Annotated in this window: 12 protein-coding genes and 1 riboswitch; of the genes, 4 read left to right on the forward strand and 8 right to left on the reverse strand. The window is 30.5% G+C overall.

The features are described from left to right. Nucleotides 1-27 precede the first annotated feature (27 nt). The 5 genes from EGM88_RS08085 to EGM88_RS08105 all read right to left on the reverse strand — a co-directional run bounded on the left by EGM88_RS08085 (nucleotide 28) and on the right by EGM88_RS08105 (nucleotide 7,337). Nucleotides 28-435 carry an RrF2 family transcriptional regulator gene (locus EGM88_RS08085; protein ID WP_123897466.1) on the reverse strand — a complete coding sequence of 136 codons (408 nt, stop codon included), beginning with the start codon at nucleotides 433-435 and terminating at the stop codon, nucleotides 28-30. Nucleotides 436-458: 23 nt separating this feature from the next. After that, a complete protein-coding gene (locus EGM88_RS08090; RefSeq protein ID WP_123897467.1) occupies nucleotides 459-1,634 on the reverse strand; it encodes a trans-sulfuration enzyme family protein in 1,176 nt (391 codons plus the stop codon). A 29-nt stretch (nucleotides 1,635-1,663) separates the two neighbouring features. Then, entirely contained in the window at nucleotides 1,664-5,053 is a 3,390-nt protein-coding gene (thrA, locus tag EGM88_RS08095; RefSeq protein ID WP_123897468.1) for a bifunctional aspartate kinase/homoserine dehydrogenase I, read from the reverse strand. An 84-nt stretch (nucleotides 5,054-5,137) separates the two neighbouring features. Then, complete coding sequence (locus EGM88_RS08100) at nucleotides 5,138-6,430, reverse strand: O-acetylhomoserine aminocarboxypropyltransferase/cysteine synthase family protein (RefSeq protein WP_123897469.1); 1,293 nt, start codon at nucleotides 6,428-6,430, stop codon at nucleotides 5,138-5,140. 236 nt (nucleotides 6,431-6,666) lie between these two features. Further along, nucleotides 6,667-6,780, reverse strand: a riboswitch (SAM riboswitch). Between the two features lie 146 nt (nucleotides 6,781-6,926). Further along, complete coding sequence (locus tag EGM88_RS08105) at nucleotides 6,927-7,337, reverse strand: DM13 domain-containing protein (RefSeq protein ID WP_123897470.1); 411 nt, start codon at nucleotides 7,335-7,337, stop codon at nucleotides 6,927-6,929. A 242-nt stretch (nucleotides 7,338-7,579) separates the two neighbouring features. Here EGM88_RS08105 and metK point away from each other — a divergent pair, with 242 nt between their 5' ends. Both metK and EGM88_RS15770 read left to right on the forward strand, forming a co-directional pair. Then, entirely contained in the window at nucleotides 7,580-8,836 is a 1,257-nt protein-coding gene (gene metK, locus EGM88_RS08110; RefSeq protein WP_123897471.1) for a methionine adenosyltransferase, read from the forward strand. Between the two features lie 179 nt (nucleotides 8,837-9,015). Further along, nucleotides 9,016-9,189: a hypothetical protein gene (locus EGM88_RS15770; RefSeq protein ID WP_162497555.1), complete on the forward strand. Its 174-nt coding sequence runs from the start codon at nucleotides 9,016-9,018 to the stop codon at nucleotides 9,187-9,189. A gap of 239 nt (nucleotides 9,190-9,428) precedes the next feature. On the opposite strand, the gene EGM88_RS08115 is transcribed toward EGM88_RS15770, so the two are convergent. The 3 genes from EGM88_RS08115 to EGM88_RS08125 all read right to left on the reverse strand — a co-directional run bounded on the left by EGM88_RS08115 (nucleotide 9,429) and on the right by EGM88_RS08125 (nucleotide 14,859). Beyond that, nucleotides 9,429-10,988 (reverse strand): M20/M25/M40 family metallo-hydrolase, encoded by a 1,560-nt coding sequence (locus tag EGM88_RS08115; RefSeq protein WP_123897472.1) that lies wholly within the window; start codon nucleotides 10,986-10,988, stop codon nucleotides 9,429-9,431. A 207-nt stretch (nucleotides 10,989-11,195) separates the two neighbouring features. Then, nucleotides 11,196-13,904, reverse strand: coding sequence for a TonB-dependent receptor (locus EGM88_RS08120; RefSeq protein ID WP_123897473.1), 2,709 nt, complete (start codon nucleotides 13,902-13,904; stop codon nucleotides 11,196-11,198). 91 nt (nucleotides 13,905-13,995) lie between these two features. Then, entirely contained in the window at nucleotides 13,996-14,859 is an 864-nt protein-coding gene (locus tag EGM88_RS08125) for a GLPGLI family protein (protein ID WP_123897474.1), read from the reverse strand. A 242-nt stretch (nucleotides 14,860-15,101) separates the two neighbouring features. Here EGM88_RS08125 and EGM88_RS08130 point away from each other — a divergent pair, with 242 nt between their 5' ends. Together EGM88_RS08130 and EGM88_RS08135 are read left to right on the forward strand one after the other, a co-directional pair. Beyond that, the gene (locus tag EGM88_RS08130) at nucleotides 15,102-16,556 is read left to right on the forward strand and encodes a sensor histidine kinase (protein WP_123897475.1); all 1,455 of its coding nucleotides are present in this window, start codon (nucleotides 15,102-15,104) and stop codon (nucleotides 16,554-16,556) included. Beyond that, a complete protein-coding gene (locus EGM88_RS08135) occupies nucleotides 16,549-17,232 on the forward strand; it encodes a response regulator transcription factor (protein WP_123897476.1) in 684 nt (227 codons plus the stop codon). The genes EGM88_RS08130 and EGM88_RS08135 overlap by 8 nt, the downstream gene beginning before the upstream one ends. Nucleotides 17,233-17,242: the final 10 nt, after the last annotated feature.

Raw genomic sequence — 17,242 nt, forward strand, 5'->3', positions numbered from 1 at the left:
AATCAGAAATAAATACAAGGTAAGTAATTATATCATATCCGCTAACGACTTGTTGTTAAATATTTTTAAGGTACTGTCTCTAACTTCCAGCATTAAATGTCGCACCTCACAAGTTTCTTCATTAACGCAATCTGTACATTTTTCGTAAAAATTAAGACTTACACAAGGTGTTAATGCAATAGGACCTTCTAAAATACGCATCACATCAGACATTTTTATGTCTTTAGGATTTTTAAGCAAGTAATAACCTCCACCTTTTCCTTTTTTTGATGCTAGAAACCCACTTTTACGAAGTGTTAACAATATACTTTCTAAAAATTTTCTAGAAATATTTTCCTTTTCAGCAATCGTAGCAATTTGAACTGGTGTTCTGTCTTTTTGTCTTGCCAGATGGGCAAGTGCTTTTAATCCGTATTTTGTTTTTTTAGAAAGCATAGTACTGCGAAAGTACTAAAATTTTAAATATTTTTAAGGGCTTGATCTAAATCTTCGATGATATCTTTTACATTTTCCAATCCTACAGAAATTCGAACCAATCCATCTGAAATTCCAGCTTCTAATCTATCTTCGGCACTTAATTTACTATGTGTTGTTGATGCCGGATGTGTTGCAATAGTGCGTGTGTCTCCTAAATTGGCTGAAAGCGAGCACATTTTTAAAGTGTTTAAAAACTTTCTGCCCGCATCTACACCTCCTTTTATTTCAAAAGACACAATGTTTCCTCCTGCTTTCATCTGTTTTTTTGCAATTTTGTATTGAGGGTACGATGGTAAAAATGGATATTTCACAAAACTTACGGCGTTATGGGCTTCTAAAAATTCTGCAACTTTTAGGGCATTTTCACAGTGCTTATCAACACGAACACTTAAAGTTTCTAAGCTCTTAGATAACACCCAAGCATTAAAAGGTGATAATGCAGGCCCAGTATTTCTTGAAAATAAGTAAATTTCCCTTATTAAATCAGATTTACCAATAGTAACTCCACCTAATACTCTTCCTTGTCCGTCAATTAATTTAGTAGCAGAATGAATTACCAAATCAGCTCCGAAAGCTATAGGATTTTGAAGGTATGGAGTAGCAAAACAGTTATCTATTATCAACAATAAATTATGTTTCTTAGCAATAGTACTAAGCAATTCTAAATCTAAAACATCTACCGCTGGATTTGTAGGACTTTCTGCATATAAAATTTTTGTATTTGAAGTAATTAAATGCTCAATATTATCAACTTCATTTACATTAAAAAAACTTGTAGTAATATTCCATTTTGGTAAAAACTTATTAAATAATGAATTTGTAGATCCAAAAACTGACCGTGAAGATACAATATGATCTCCAGCATTTAACAATGCCGCAAAAGTGGAAAATATAGCAGACATACCTGTTGCAAAAGCATAACCATCTTCGGCACCTTCCATTTTACATATTTTTTGAACAAACTCAGAAGTATTTGGGTTTGTAAAACGACTATAAATATTACGCTCTTTTTCTTCTGCAAAAGACGCTCGCATATCTTCAGCATCTTCAAATACAAAACTAGAAGTTAAGTATAGAGGATTTGAATGTTCTAAAAATTGTGAACGCTCTATTTGCGTTCTAATCGCTTCGGTTTCAAAATTTTTATGCTTAGACATAAGTAAGTATTACTATTGATTATAAATGGTTATCCTAATTTATCTGCTAACCTTAAAACATCTCCAAAAACACCGCGAGCCGTTACTGCGGCTCCTGCTCCTGCTCCTTGAATTACTATAGGTTGCTCTCCATAAGATTCTGTGTAAATTTCAAAAATGGAATCACTTCCTTTAACTTGACCTAACGGGCTGTCCTCGGGAACGGAGTCTAATTTTACATTTAAAGTTGCTCCGTCATCTTTAGACAAATCTCCTGATAAATCGCCAACATATCGAAGCACGAAATTAGGTTCTTGATTTTGTTTTACATTAGTATACACCTCATCCAATTCAGTAATTCTGTTTAAAAATTCATTAGCAGAAACTGTTCTTAAATTCTTAGGTATTAAATTCTGAATTTGAACATCTTCCAACTCATTTTTTAAATCTAGTTCTCTTGCTAAGATTAATAATTTTCTAGCAACATCATTACCACATAAATCTTCTCTAGCATCAGGTTCTGTAAATCCATTATCTATAGCTTCTTTTAAAATAACACTAAAAGGTCTGTCTTCTACAGAAAAATGATTAAAAAGATAACTAAGTGAACCTGAAAAAACACCTCTAATTCTAGTAATATTTTCACCAGATAGGTGTAACAATTTTATCGTATCAATTAAAGGTAAACCAGCACCAACATTAGTTTCGTATAAATATTGCTTTTGATTTTTAGCTAATACTTTTCGCAACTCTTCATAGAAATCTAACTCAATAGTATTTCCAATTTTATTTGAAGATACTAAATCAAATCCGTTTTCTGCCAATTTAATATAGTTTGCCACAAAATCTTTACTTGCTGTATTATCTACAGCTATTAAATTTTCTAAGTGGTATTGTTTAGCATATGCTATTACATCATCAACTTGATAAGCTACTCCTTCTTTTTCAATAGCATTTTTCCAATTTTCGTGAACGCCATTTCTATCATACAGTACTTTTCTTGAATTAGCAACAGCGAAAACATTCAGCTTAATCCCTTTACGTTTTTCAATATCATCTTTTGAAGTAATTATTTGGTCAATTAAAGTTCCTCCGACTAATCCATGACCAAAAATAGCGATGTTTATTTTTTTAGATATTCCAAAAATCTCACTATGAATTACATTAACGGCTTTATGTAATTGATTCTTTTTAACAACCAAACTTACATTTTTACCTGTAATGGTATTGTTAAATAATATTGGAACAATTTGATTTTTAATTAGTGTATTAAAAGGTTTGTGAAACGAACTTAAATCAATACCAATTAAAGAGATTACAGACACTTGATCTATAACACTAATTTTATTAACATCTTGAGAATAAAAATCACTTTCAAATTCTTTTTCTAATGCAGCAACCGCTTTGTTCGCTTTTTCTTCTTCTACAACCAAACCAATACCTCGTTCAGAAGATCCTTGAGATATTATACTTACGCTAATATCTTGGTCTCCCAATGCTTTAAAAATTCTAGCATCAACACCTGCTCTTCCCAACAAACCACGACCTTCAAAATTAATTAATGCATTGTTTTCTAATACTGATAATGACTTTATACCCTCTGAACTAGACCGAGCAGTAATTAAAGTACCTTCATCATCAGGATTAAATGTATTCAGTATTCTAAGATTTATGTTTTTTTCTATTAAAGGAATAATCGTTTTGGCATGTAAAATTGTTGCTCCAAAATTGGCCAATTCATTAGCTTCGGTATAGGAAAGTTCTTTAATTTTTCTTGCGTCAGATACCAAATCGGGATTGGCAGTATAAATTCCATCTACATGTGTATAGTTTTGCAATTCTTCTGCATCTAAATAATTGGCTAATAATGCCGCTGTATAATTACTTCCATTTCTCCCTAACGTTGTAGTTTCATTTTTTTCATTTGAAGCTATAAATCCGGTTACAATATTTACTGTAGAACCATTAAATTTTTTAAAATGAGCAATCACATTTTCTTTTGATATTTTAGCTACAGGTTGAGCATTACCAAAATTTTCATCGGTTTTTATTAAGGTTCTAGCATCTGTAATATTAGAGTTTATTCCATGTTCTTCTAAAATGGATGCTAATAATTTTACAGATAATAATTCTCCTTGAGCTAATACCTGATCTTTAATTTTATTGCTATAATCACCTAATAATTGAACTCCATTAAAAAGTTTATCTAAGGTCGCAAACTCTTCAGAAAAGTCTACAGTATTGTAAACATCTTGCTGATATTTTTTAAAAAATTCTAGTGACTCTTTATATGATTGATTTTTTACAGCCTGTTCTAATATTTTTTCTAATTCATTTGTAGCATCACCTCTTGCAGAAACAACTACAGCTATTCTTTCACCTTGAGCTACTTTATCTTTAATTATGGAAACAACTTTATTAATACCCTCACCATTGGCAAGAGATTTACCTCCAAATTTTAATATTTTCATTCTTTTTGTTTCTGATGAAGGTCTAAAAATGCCTTCAATAATTTTTTCTAATTGATCAAATTCTATTAAAAATGCATCGTGTCCGTGTACGGAATTAATCTCGTTATAGGTAACATTAGGATGTGTTTGAGCTAATTTCAATTGAGTTTCTCTATTTTCCTCAGCTGTAAAAAACAAATCAGAATCTACACCTACCAAATGAATATTTGCAGTGATTGTATCTAATATTTTGTCAGAATTATCTTTAGAAGCATCAATTGTTTTAAGCAATTGATTCATCAATTTATAGGCTGACAATTGAAAACGCTCTTGTAATTTTTTTCCATGATGCAATAGCCAACTTTCCACATTAAAAACATCAAGTTCTTCATTTTTTGAACGATGAAAACGTTCTTTAAAAGATTCTGGTGTTCTATAACATAACATGGCATGCATTCGAGCATCATGTACTGGGTTTTTTGAATTCAATAAAAACTGTTCTTGAATTTGGCAGTTAGCAATTAGCCAATCTGTAGATTTCCAATCTGTAGCTACAGGAATTAGATGTTTGGCAATTTTTGGAGATAAAACTGCCATTTCCCAAGCAATTCCTCCTCCTAAAGAGCCTCCAATAATAGCATAAAGTTTATTAATTTTTAGTTGTTCTAATCCCAATAAAAATAAACAAGCAATATCTCTGGCTACAAAATCTTTGTAATTTTCTATTACAAAACCATCATACCCATTACCTGGTATATTAAAAGCTAAAACGGTATATCTTAAGGTATCTATTACTTTACCATCACCTATTAAGTCTGACCACCATCCGTCTTTACCAGCAACATTGCTATTACCTGTTAACGCATGGTTAACTAACACTATGGGGGCGGTGTGCAACTCTTTACCAAAAAGTTGATAACTCAAAGGGATTTCTGGATACGAAACCCCTGATTGAGTTGTATAATTATTTATAATAATTTTAGATAGCATACATTAATAATTAATCACTTTACCATCCGAAACATCAGAAATTACAGTACTATTCTTTGTTTCGACATGAATAACATCTCAAAATTAAGCTAAAACACTTTTATCAATTACAGCAAAAGCTTGTTCTAAATCTTCCTTTAAATCGTCAACATCTTCTAAACCAACAGAAAGTCTAATTAAATCTTGAATTACCCCTGCTGCTGCTTGTTGCTCAACAGTTAATTGTTGATGTGTGGTACTAGCAGGATGAATTATTAATGATTTTGTATCTCCTATATTTGCTAACAAAGAAAAAATTTTGGTAGAATCTGTAACTTTTTTAGCTGTTTCAAACCCTCCTTTTAAACCGAAAGTAACTAACCCGCTTTGTCCTTTTGGCAAATATTCTTTTGCTAACGCATGGTATTTACTACTTTTTAACCCCGGATAATTTACCCAAGCCACTTCATCTCTTCCTTCTAACCATGTAGCTAACTCTAAAGCATTTGCACTATGCTGTTTTATTCTAACAGGTAATGTTTCTAACCCTTGAATAATTTGAAAAGCATTAAATGGACTCAAAGCTCCTCCAAAATCACGCAATCCTTCTAAAATTAATTTAAAAGTAAATGCTGCTGCACCTAACGCTTCGCTATACACCAAACCATGATAACCTGCAGAAGGTTCTGTAAATTCAGGAAATTTACCATTAGTCCAATCAAATGTACCAGCATCAATAATAGCCCCTCCTAAAGATGTACCTTGTCCACCAATATATTTTGTAAGTGAATGGATGACAATATTTGCACCATGTTCAATTGGGTTTAATAATGCAGGAGTTGCAACTGTATTATCCACAATAAATGGCACTTGAGCCGCTTTTGCTTGTTTGGAGATTGCTTTTAAATCTAATACATCTAATTTCGGATTTCCTAAAGACTCTACAAAAAAGGCTCTAGTATTTTCTTGAACTGCTTTTCCAAAATTTTCAGGATCAGAAGCATCTACAAATGTTGTAGTTATACCAAGTCTTGGTAATGTTACATTTAAAAGGTTAAATGTACCTCCATATAAACTACTTGATGCAACTATATGATCACCAGCTTTTAATAAAGTTAATAACCCTGTTGAAATAGCAGATGAACCTGAAGCAAAAACTACGGCTCCTACTCCACCTTCAACCGCTGCTAATCGTGTTTGTAATATTTCATTTGTAGGGTTATTTAATCGTGTGTAAATAAAACCTAATTCTTTCAATGAAAATAAATTTGCGGCATGGTCTGTATCATTAAAAACATACGAAGAAGTTTGATAAATAGGAACTGCTCTTGTACCTCCATTTGTTGTAGTGTCGTGACCTGCGTGCAACGCATTGGTTGCTAATTTTTTTGTACTCATTTTTCTTACTTTTTAAATTAATAAATGATTAAAGTTAAAAGTCAAATGCATCATATAATATGATGTACTCACAGTACTAAAACACCCTAAAACCTGCTAATTCAAATCAATTTTTTATCTGCTTTACTGCTCAGATAAAAAAATATAATGAACTAACTAATCCTTCAGGATTATTAGAGTACTTAGAAAAATGTTATTAAGAAATACATAAAAAATTACCGGATGTAATTTCGTCTGAGTTATCTATCCTAAAGTTTTTTCAACTTTGGTAGAATTTAGCACCTTCTTTAAAGATTAAAGGGTTGCTAAGGCTTCAGCGGGTCTAATCCCTCTGCCTTTCTTGATAACAATTTCAATAAGTAATTGAACTTACGTTGCAAATATTGCAAAACAATTCTTACATATCAAAGCTTTTTCTTTACTTTTTTAGAATTTATTGAAAACAATATATATTGCAAGCTCTTATTATTTTTATAAAAATTTTAGTAAAAAGCTACTATTTCAATTCGGCATGACCAAAACTTACCGAAAAATCTACACACCAAATATCTACAATTTTATACTTAGATATATCAGTATTGCTAGGTATAGCATAAGTATAATTTCCTTGTATACCTTTTAAATCTCCCAAAGAAACAAAATCTGAAGAACCAACATTTGTAGTAAGATAAACCAATAATTTTGGTCCATTATCAGTTTTAAAGTTTGTAAAATTTAATTGTTTACCGTCAGAACTAACAGCAACATTACCTGAAGTTACATGTGCACCTGAAACAAAAGAACCTTTACTTACAATAGTTTCTTCCATTTCTTGTTCCATTTCAAATTCCGTTTGCATATCTTCGCTAGAAGAAGAACAGTTTGTAAATAAAGCAACTAAAAACAATACCACCAATCCATTTTTCATAAATCTATTTTATATAGTTGACGAAACAATTGCTTTAACCTTACATTAAACAAAAAATACTAAAAATTTAACAAGACTTTATTCTTAATGCTATTAATTTTTCTACCTTTGACCTCGTTATTACACAGAGGAATAATTTGACTGATTGCAACCTCTTAAAAAATGCTAAAGCAGTACCTCTACTCCTTTAGTCTATTTTGCAATCTTTTTTATATAAAATCGTTACCATTTAAAATAATATTATGGCATATTTATTCACGTCAGAAAGTGTCTCTGAAGGGCATCCTGATAAAGTTGCAGATCAAATTAGTGATGCATTATTAGATAATTTTTTAGCTTTTGATCCTGAATCGAAAGTAGCATGTGAAACCTTAGTAACTACTGGACAAGTAGTTTTAGCTGGTGAGGTTAAAAGTGAAACTTATTTAGATGTTCAAGAAATAGCTAGAAAGGTTATCAATAAAATTGGTTACACCAAAGGCGAGTATCAATTTTCTGGAGATTCTTGTGGAGTAATTTCTTTAATTCACGAACAGTCACAAGATATTAATCAAGGGGTTGATAGAGCTACTAAAGAAGAGCAAGGTGCTGGAGACCAAGGTATGATGTTTGGTTATGCTACCAATGAAACCGAAAATTACATGCCATTGGCTTTAGATATTTCTCATAAAATATTGCAAGTACTGGCTGAATTACGAAGAGAAAATAAAGAAATTACCTATTTACGCCCAGATGCAAAAAGCCAAGTTACTATTGAATATAGTGATGATAATAAGCCAAAACGTATAGATGCAATTGTAGTTTCTACACAACATGATGATTTTGATGCTGATGACGAAAAAATGTTAGCAAAAATCAAAAATGATATTATTACCATACTTATACCACGAGTAAAAAAATTATTTCCTGCCCACGTACAGGCATTATTTAATGATGATATTGCCTATCATATTAACCCAACGGGTAAATTTGTAATTGGTGGCCCACATGGTGACACTGGTTTAACAGGAAGAAAAATTATTGTAGATACTTATGGAGGAAAAGGAGCTCACGGAGGTGGTGCTTTTTCTGGTAAAGACCCTAGTAAAGTAGACAGAAGTGCTGCGTATGCCTCTAGACATATTGCTAAAAACTTAGTAGCTGCAGGTGTTGCTACCGAAGTACTCGTACAAGTTAGTTACGCTATTGGTGTGGTTGAACCTACTTCTATATTTATTGATACTTACGGAACCTCAACATTAGAATTAACAGATGGTGAAATTGCAAAAAAAGTTTCTGAAATTTTTGATATGCGACCTGCAGCAATAGAAGAGCGTTTAAAATTACGTAACCCTATTTATTTAGAAACTGCGGCGTATGGCCATATGGGTAAAGCCCCTGAAACCATTACTAAAATTTTTGAAAGCCCTTATTCTGGTAAAGTAGAAAAAGAAGTAGAATTATTTACTTGGGAAAAATTAGATTTTGTAGATGCTGTAAAAACTGCATTTAATATGTAAACCACAATATTTTAATATACAAAGCCTCATAGTGATTTGATTATGAGGCTTTTTTTATTTATAACTACATTTTACTTTTATACAAAAATTACCGATTTTCGTTTTATAATAACTGTAAAATAGTAAAACGAATTTATGTTTAGTTGTTGTAAACAATTATCAGAAAAAACATCGGATAAATGAAAATATCACGAACACAAATAAAAAAAGCTGGTCCCATATTAAAAAATAAAAAGAGTTTCTCAAAAGAAATAGTAAAAGAAGCGAAAAACAAACTTACTTGCTGGAGAACTATTCAAGGAAAACTTTTAACTCTAAAAATAATTGATGTGCAAATCGTAAATAAAAAATAATCCAATTGCTAACACTTTATAAAAAATATGGTTTTATGTTAATTACAAAGTCAACTAAGTATATAATTTGACATTTAAATTGAAAAGAAAAATATTTATATCTAGGTAAATCATAAACTAAAATTTAGTGCTTATCTTCTTTCTGCCCTACATTTCTTATGCTCACTCTTAAACGAAACCCACAAAAAAACCTTTTCAAATTGAAAAGGTTTTTTTATTAGTTGATATTTAAGAGTGAATTATTTGTCTTCAAGCATTCCTTTACGTTCTGGAGACCTTGGTGTTGGCCATTCCATTTGCTTTCCTGTTCTTTTGCTTACAGGCAATACAATTTTATCTTTTGGTGTTGATTGCTCATCTTCACTAGCCATATATGCTAAAATAGCGGTTAAAATAGCATTGCTGCGTACATCATCAAAAACAATTTTATCGTAAGTATCACGGTTGGTATGCCATGTATAATTCCAATATGACCAACTTAAAGAACTTAAACTAAACGCAGGTGCTCCTGCAGCAATAAATGAAGCATAATCTGACCCTCCACGACCTGGCGTTCCAGGAAAAGTAGTTTCAATGTGCTTGGTAATATCATTAGGTACTGCGGCTAACCATCTTCCTAAAAAATCATACGAATGTAAAAATCCTTGTCCTGATAAATTTACCACTCTACCCGTACCATTATCTTGATTAAATAAAGCTTGTATATTTTTTACAATTTCTGGATGATCTTCTACAAAGGCTCTAGAACCATTTAAACCTTGCTCTTCACTTCCCCAAAGTCCAACCAATATGGTACGCTTAGGATTTGGATAATATTTTTTTAATAAACGCACTGCTTCCATCATTACCAAACTTCCTGTTCCATTATCAGTAGCTCCTGTTCCTCCATCCCAAGAATCGAAATGAGCTGAAAGAATAATATATTCTTCAGGCTTTTCTGTTCCTTTTATTTCTGCAATGGTATTAAAAGTTGGTACTGCTCCTAATTCTTTAGATTCAGCTACTACTTTTATTTGTGGTTTATGACCAGACTCAACCAACCTATATAACATTCCATAATCTTCTAATTCAAGATCAACTGATGGAATTTTTTTAGTTCTTGCACTAAATATTTTATTGGCTCCAAATCCTTTAGACCAATAACTAGATACGATTCCGGCAGCACCTGCTTTTTCTAATGCTTCAATTATTGAACGGCTGTTATACCCTGTATTTCTAATATTTTCTCTCCATGCTTTGGTTTGTGCTTCACGTTCTTTTTTCATCTTTTCAAAAGACTCTTCTGTAGCAAATTCTTCCCAGTTGTAATCAGGTCTACCCGTAAGCTGCTTCATATCAACCATTACAAATTTACCTTTTACATTAGGCAACCACTTTTTAAATTCTTCAGCATTTTTTACTGTAGGCAATACCGTTAATTCTGCAGTTACTCCTTTTTTAGAAGTACTTGGATTCCACGCCAATTGTGTTCCTTTTAAAGTTTGAACACGAGGATAAATCATATCTATATGTGTTATACCTCGTTCCCAACCACGCCATTCACCGTATTTTTCATTTCTTGCATCTACTCCCCATTTTTTAAACTCAGCAACTGCCCAATCATGAGCATGTTTCATCTGTGGTGTACCTACCAATCGAGGTCCAATTACATCTAACATTTCATGAGCTAAACGTTCTAATTGCGAATTTTCATTAGCCTCTTTTATGATGTTTTCAATAACAACATCCTTTTCTTGTGCACTTATACTAACACTAAATAGCATTAAAGCCACTAAACAATACTTGAATAATTTTTTCATTTTAGAGTGATTTTATTTTGAGAATTAATTTATGAAAATAGTAATAATATTTGAATGGTACAATTGATAAGCTATCTGATGTTAAAAACCAAAATGATAATAGCTCAACTTTGCAGATTAAAATGTAATAATACTTACTTATTACAAACAAAAAATCTACTTATTTCTGCTATTAAAATAAGTAGATTTTTATGAATTTTAATAAACTTATATGTTATAAATTAATCGTAATGTGATAAATCTAGGTTGAATAAAATACTCTGAAGAACTTACTGAAAACGTACCTGCATTTGCCTGACTTTGAGAAGTCGCATTTAACAGGTTTGTCGCTTTTAATTCGTACTCCATTTTACTGTCTTGATTTTTTCTATAGGCTAAAGAAGCATCCCAAAACTTATATGTATTTAACGTACTAGTTTCGTTTCTATATAGATTATAACTAAAATCTGTACGGAATGTTATGGTTTTAAAAAGCAAGGCATCAAAATCTATAGAAGGTGAATGCGTGTAGTAAGTTGTTCTACTTGAACCTTGATCATTATCAGCAACTCTTAACGAATAACTTAAATCGAAGTTTGGAGCATCTGTAAAATTACTGTTTACACCCAATCTATAAGTTTGTGAATAGTTTTCATTTATTGAAACATTATCATTTATTACCTGATTGTATTTACTATAACTTAAATTAGCACTTAAACTTGCTCTTAATTTACCAAAACTACGTTGAAAACGACCATTAAAGCTTAGACTTTCATCAGAAAAATCAGAGTTAAAAGGCTTACTAATATTTACAACACTACCTTGGTTAAACCTTGCTGAATTACGTATTTGGTTAACATTTTTACTATAAGAAATGCTACCATTAATATTGGTATAACTAAACATATTAAAATTAAAGTAATTTAATCTTAAGTTATGTCTTAACGAACTTTCCAATTCAGGTGTACCTACAGAAAATGAATTATAATCTCCCATAACCAACCCTTGTGCTATGTTTGTTACATCTGTAAATTGCGTAGTCATTCTATAATCAAAAGATATATTTTCACTACTCTTTATATCTACTCGTGTATTAAAACTTGGCAAAAATCTAAAAAAGTTATCCTTATAGGTAGTATTATATTGTAAACTTTTAGTATTGTAAGCATGTCCAGAAATACCTGGAGTAAATGTAAATATACCTACTTTTAAACGGTATTTTAAATCTAAATAAATGTCAGAAAAAGTATAATCAACATCATTACCAATTTCAATATCATTAATATTTGGTATTGGCTCTTCAGAACTTCCATTATCTAAGAATTGAAAAATATCTGAATCAAATTTTTGATTGCTATAAACAGTTCCAAAAGTTAAATTAATATTACTTTTCTGATTTAAAATATACCAGTAATCTAATGTTGCATCTAACTGATTTGATTTAACACGCTTGTCTTGATTTAAATTGTAAGCATTTTGTATGGTATCAAAACCTATTTCATAAGCTGTTCTGTTAAACGTGGTATCTGACAGTATAGCATTGTAAAAAGGATCTTCATCTTGAATTAAATGTTGAGCAGACAGAGCAAAAATATTTTTATCATTATGAGTATAATAATAATTTAAATTTTGTCTTACACTGTATGGCGAAGAATTATTTATTTCAGTTACATCTCCACTAACAGTAGAAAATATATTTTGATCTTGATTTTGATCTGAAAGTCTTCCAATAACCGAATAGTTTAACTCATTATTAGCATTAGGTCTGTATTTAAGATTAAATTTACCCATACCTAAATCGCTTGTCTGTTTGGTATTAGTTTCTGTAACCTCATCAGGTATACCCAAATTAGAGTCTGTATATCTTACAGATCTATTTTGTTGCATTTCCGTTTGATTATTTGAGTAAATTAAAAACCCATTTAAGTCTAATGCTTCGTTTGGTGAATGACTAATATTTATAGCTCCAAATTTTGTCTTAATATCTTTTGCTCTGTTGTTTTGCAATTGTAAAAAGCCTAAATCTTCACTTCCTAAATCTATACTTGTACCACTATTTCTACTTGGAGCTCTAAAACCTCCGGTAAAGTTAAAATAGTCTCGTCTAGAGAAAGCTACTTCTCCTAGGTTATTTAAATCTCCTATTACATTTACACTGGTTTTAGGACTGTAATAAAAAAGTTTTGGCTGAAGTACATACAACGGATCATCAGTTGATGTACCTCCACCTGCTGTAATGTTTCCAAACCAAAAGTTATCTTTCCCCTTCTTTAATCTAATATTAATTGCAATATTATCTTGATTATCTTGAACACTTCTTAATTGCCCTACCTCACCATAATTCTTTAAAATTTCAACTTTATCAACAGCACTTGAAGGAATATTTTTAGTCGCTAATTTAGTATCTCCATCAAAAAAATCTTTTCCATTCACCATTAATTTTTCTACGGTTTTTCCTTCTACTTGTATTTGTCCTTCATCATTTATTTCTAATCCTGGCATTTTCTTAATAACATCTTCAAGCTTTCGCTCTGTACCATTTTTAAAAGAATCTGCATTATAAACCATAGTGTCTCCTTTTATGGTTATTGGCATTTCATAAACTAGTTGAACTTCATCAAGAGTATTATCTTCCATTAAAGTAAAATTCCTATCAATATCTAATTCTTCCGTAGTTAAAGCTAAATCAAAAGTCTTATACCCAATAAAACTTACTTGTATTTTATAGCTTGTATTTTCTTGTAAACTCAACCTATACCTTCCTTTATCATTGGTAATTGCATAAGAATCTAGGGCATTAGTTGCTTGATTAATGGCTACAACATTAGCTAATTCTAACGGTGCACCTAGACTGTCTTTTACAAAACCTTCTACCTTTACTTGAGCAGAAAGACTTACTGTTACTAAAAGCAATAAAATTGCTAGTGTTTGTTTCATGTTTCTTGTTGTATTGATCATTTTAGCAGTGTAAAATGGTTATAATAATTATGTTTTTTTGAAGATTATTTATTTCTAAAACATTATAATTTTAGTTTCTTCTTCCTCCACCTCTTCTACCACCTCTAAAACGCTCACTCATTTCTTCCATTTTTTCTTTCGTAATTTTGTCATACTCTGCTTGAGTAACTTTTTTACCTTTAGAAGGTTTTTTAATAGTTTCTATTTGATCACTATTTATTTCTATTTTAGTACATAATATACTTGTATTACCTTCATGTACTTCTAAAATTAAACCTGGTAAGCCCCAATATTTCCCAGGACCTTGATTTACTGGAATTTGCATTGTATACCAAGCTGTAACTTCAATCATTTTTGGTTCTTCAGGTTTATCTTTATCATCTGTCGAAGCCTGATCATTGTTTGCTCTACGAGGTCCTCGTGGTCCAGCTAAACTAATTGCTGATGGAGCTCGCATTGCAGTAGCTTTAAATGCTGTGTATTGACCAATTTGTTTGGTTTCACCTGTCATTTTCCATTCTAATGGAGTTAATTTATCATTCACCAAAAAGTTTTTACCCAACAATTCATTTTCTTGTAAAAAGATACTGTCTTTAATATTTTTATATTGAGGTCCATTGGCAGCACCCATCATAGCACTAAATCTTCCACCTCTACCACCACCTTGGCCTGGAGCTTCTAATTTTTCATCTTCTTTATACATTGATTCTGACTTATTAAATGATAATGTATACGTTTTTTCAAGCATACTTTTCATTCTTTCGGCTATTTCTTTTTTTCTTTCTTCACTCATTTGCCTTCCTCCAAAATTCATATCCATAGTAGTCTTACTTTGATAGTAAGCCTTTCCTTGGAAATCCTTTTGAGCTGTAATTTTTGTGGTAAAAAAAAGTACTATAGCTACCACAACCACGGAAATAATATTTGTTTTCATTTTATAATGTTTAATAATATAATAGATTCCTTACAATTTTAGTTTATCGAAAATTATTCCAATTTTAATACGACACAAAACTAATTATTTATAATACACATAAAGGTTAACTAATGTTAATGACTGTTAACCAATTAGTTTTACATAAGATTTGTATTAACTTTGAAGTCTGAAACCCTTATATACAATTAAATACGTTGATTTAGACCTTCGTCTAATCAATACATATTAAAAACTAATTAATGACTGAAAAAAACTACAAATGGGTAGTAAGCTTTATAGTTTTAACAATTCTAGCAACAATTGGTGTACAATTATTCTGGAATTATAAAGAATATCAGATAAACAAACAACGCTTAATCAGTGAAGTTCAACAAAGTTTAGATGATTCTGTTGAGGCTTATTTCGCTAACATTACCAGGACTGGAATTATAAAGTATAACGTTGATTTAAAAGAAGTTATAGACACCATTCATATAAACAGCCGCTCAAAAAGTGCTTTTAGAACAAAAATTGACAGTACCTTAAAAAACATTTCTAAATTAGAGAATGAAAAGCCTATTCTTATAAAAGAATATAGAAATAGTAACTATCCCTTTTATACTACAGATAAAATATTACCTAAAAACATAGATAGTCTTATTTCAAAAGTTTTTATTTCAATATCTAGAGATAGTATAAATCTAAAAAAACTAGACAATTATCTATCTAAAGAGTTAAATAGACGAGACCTAACTATAAATTATGCTTTAAAATATGATTATCTTAAACACAGTCAACATGATAGTATAATTAGAGAATCGAAAAACTTATACCTAGAAAATTTTCCTAAAGATTATTTAACAGCAACCTCTAAATCTACATTTTTACCAAGAAGAGGCACATTAGAACTTTACTTTACCAATGAAGTTGCCATTTTACTAAGAGAATCTTTAGTTAGTATTTTACTATCTCTGTTGCTCTCTGCTGGAATTATAGTAAGTTTAGTACTCTTGCTAAAAACAATTTATAAACAAAAACAACTAGCGGAAGTTAAAAATGACTTAATTAATAATATTACACACGAGTTTAAAACACCTATTGCAACTATAGGAGTAGCCCTAGAAAGTATAACCAATTTTAATGCTATTGACGATAAAGAAAAGACTACAAAGTATGTAAACATGTCTACCGATCAATTGTCTAAATTAAATATTATGGTTGAAAAATTACTAGAAACTGCCTCTTTAGACAGTGATAATCTCAATTTAAATTATGATGAAGTAAATATTAATGCGTTACTTCAAAGCATTATTACTAAACATGATTTTCAACTAAAAAACAAAACCATTGAATTTAAAAATAGCACTTATGATATTATAATTAAAGTAGATGAATTTCATTTTGAAAATGTAATTAATAATATCATTGATAATGCCATAAAATATGGTGGTGATAAAATTACTATTGAAGCTAATCAAACTAAAAATAAAGTAGAACTGACCATCTCAGACAATGGACACAGTTTAACTAATGCTAATAAAGACAAAATTTTTGAGCAATTTTATAGGGTTCCAAAAGGAAATACTCACGATGTAAAAGGTTTTGGAATTGGACTTTATTATGCTAGAAAAATAGTAGAGAAACACCAAGGTACTATTGAAGTACATTTAAGTAATAACTTAACTACTTTTAAAATAACATTACCTAATGACTGAGAAAACTACAATACTTTTGGCTGAAGATGAACCCGCTTTAGGACAAATAATTAAAGAAAGTTTAGAAACTAGAAACTTCAACGTATTATTATGTGAAGATGGCGAAGTAGCCTTTAAAACCTATAAAGAAACCGAACCTAAACTTTTGGTACTTGATGTAATGATGCCAAAAAAAGATGGCTTTACCTTAGCCAAAGAAATTAGAAAAGAAAATGATGAAATACCAATTATATTTTTAACCGCAAAATCTCAAACTAAAGATGTGGTAGAAGGGTTTACTATTGGTGGTAATGACTACCTTAAAAAACCATTTTCTATGGAAGAATTAATTGTTAGAATTAATAATTTACTTCAAAGAACACAGCTTCAAAAAACTACTGAAATTATAAAAATTGGAGAGTATACCTTTGACTTTAGAAGGCAATTGTTACAATTCAAAAATGAAAAAGAAATTCAGTTAACACATAGAGAAGCTCATCTACTTTTCCATTTGTATAAAAATAGAAATGAAGTATTAGATCGCTCAATTATTCTTACTAAACTTTGGGGTAATGATGACTTTTTTAGTGCAAGAAGTATGGATGTATTTATTACAAAACTTCGAAAAAAATTAAGTCAAGATTCTTCAATTCAAATTTTAAATGTAAGAGGTTTTGGATATAAATTGGTTTGTTAAACGTCTGTTT

This window comes from Aureibaculum marinum, assembly GCF_003813905.1.
Classification (GTDB): domain Bacteria; phylum Bacteroidota; class Bacteroidia; order Flavobacteriales; family Flavobacteriaceae; genus Aureibaculum; species Aureibaculum marinum.

What these genes read in the sequence shown, in the direction of transcription:
- EGM88_RS08085 (WP_123897466.1), bottom strand. Translation starts at nt 435, where the DNA reads ATGCTTTCTAAAAAAACAAAATACGGATTAAAAGCACTTGCCCATCTG.
- EGM88_RS08090 (WP_123897467.1), bottom strand. Translation starts at nt 1,634, where the DNA reads ATGTCTAAGCATAAAAATTTTGAAACCGAAGCGATTAGAACGCAAATA.
- thrA (WP_123897468.1), bottom strand. Translation starts at nt 5,053, where the DNA reads ATGCTATCTAAAATTATTATAAATAATTATACAACTCAATCAGGGGTT.
- EGM88_RS08100 (WP_123897469.1), bottom strand. Translation starts at nt 6,430, where the DNA reads ATGAGTACAAAAAAATTAGCAACCAATGCGTTGCACGCAGGTCACGAC.
- EGM88_RS08105 (WP_123897470.1), bottom strand. Translation starts at nt 7,337, where the DNA reads ATGAAAAATGGATTGGTGGTATTGTTTTTAGTTGCTTTATTTACAAAC.
- metK (WP_123897471.1), top strand. Translation starts at nt 7,580, where the DNA reads ATGGCATATTTATTCACGTCAGAAAGTGTCTCTGAAGGGCATCCTGAT.
- EGM88_RS15770 (WP_162497555.1), top strand. Translation starts at nt 9,016, where the DNA reads ATGAAAATATCACGAACACAAATAAAAAAAGCTGGTCCCATATTAAAA.
- EGM88_RS08115 (WP_123897472.1), bottom strand. Translation starts at nt 10,988, where the DNA reads ATGAAAAAATTATTCAAGTATTGTTTAGTGGCTTTAATGCTATTTAGT.
- EGM88_RS08120 (WP_123897473.1), bottom strand. Translation starts at nt 13,904, where the DNA reads ATGAAACAAACACTAGCAATTTTATTGCTTTTAGTAACAGTAAGTCTT.
- EGM88_RS08125 (WP_123897474.1), bottom strand. Translation starts at nt 14,859, where the DNA reads ATGAAAACAAATATTATTTCCGTGGTTGTGGTAGCTATAGTACTTTTT.
- EGM88_RS08130 (WP_123897475.1), top strand. Translation starts at nt 15,102, where the DNA reads ATGACTGAAAAAAACTACAAATGGGTAGTAAGCTTTATAGTTTTAACA.
- EGM88_RS08135 (WP_123897476.1), top strand. Translation starts at nt 16,549, where the DNA reads ATGACTGAGAAAACTACAATACTTTTGGCTGAAGATGAACCCGCTTTA.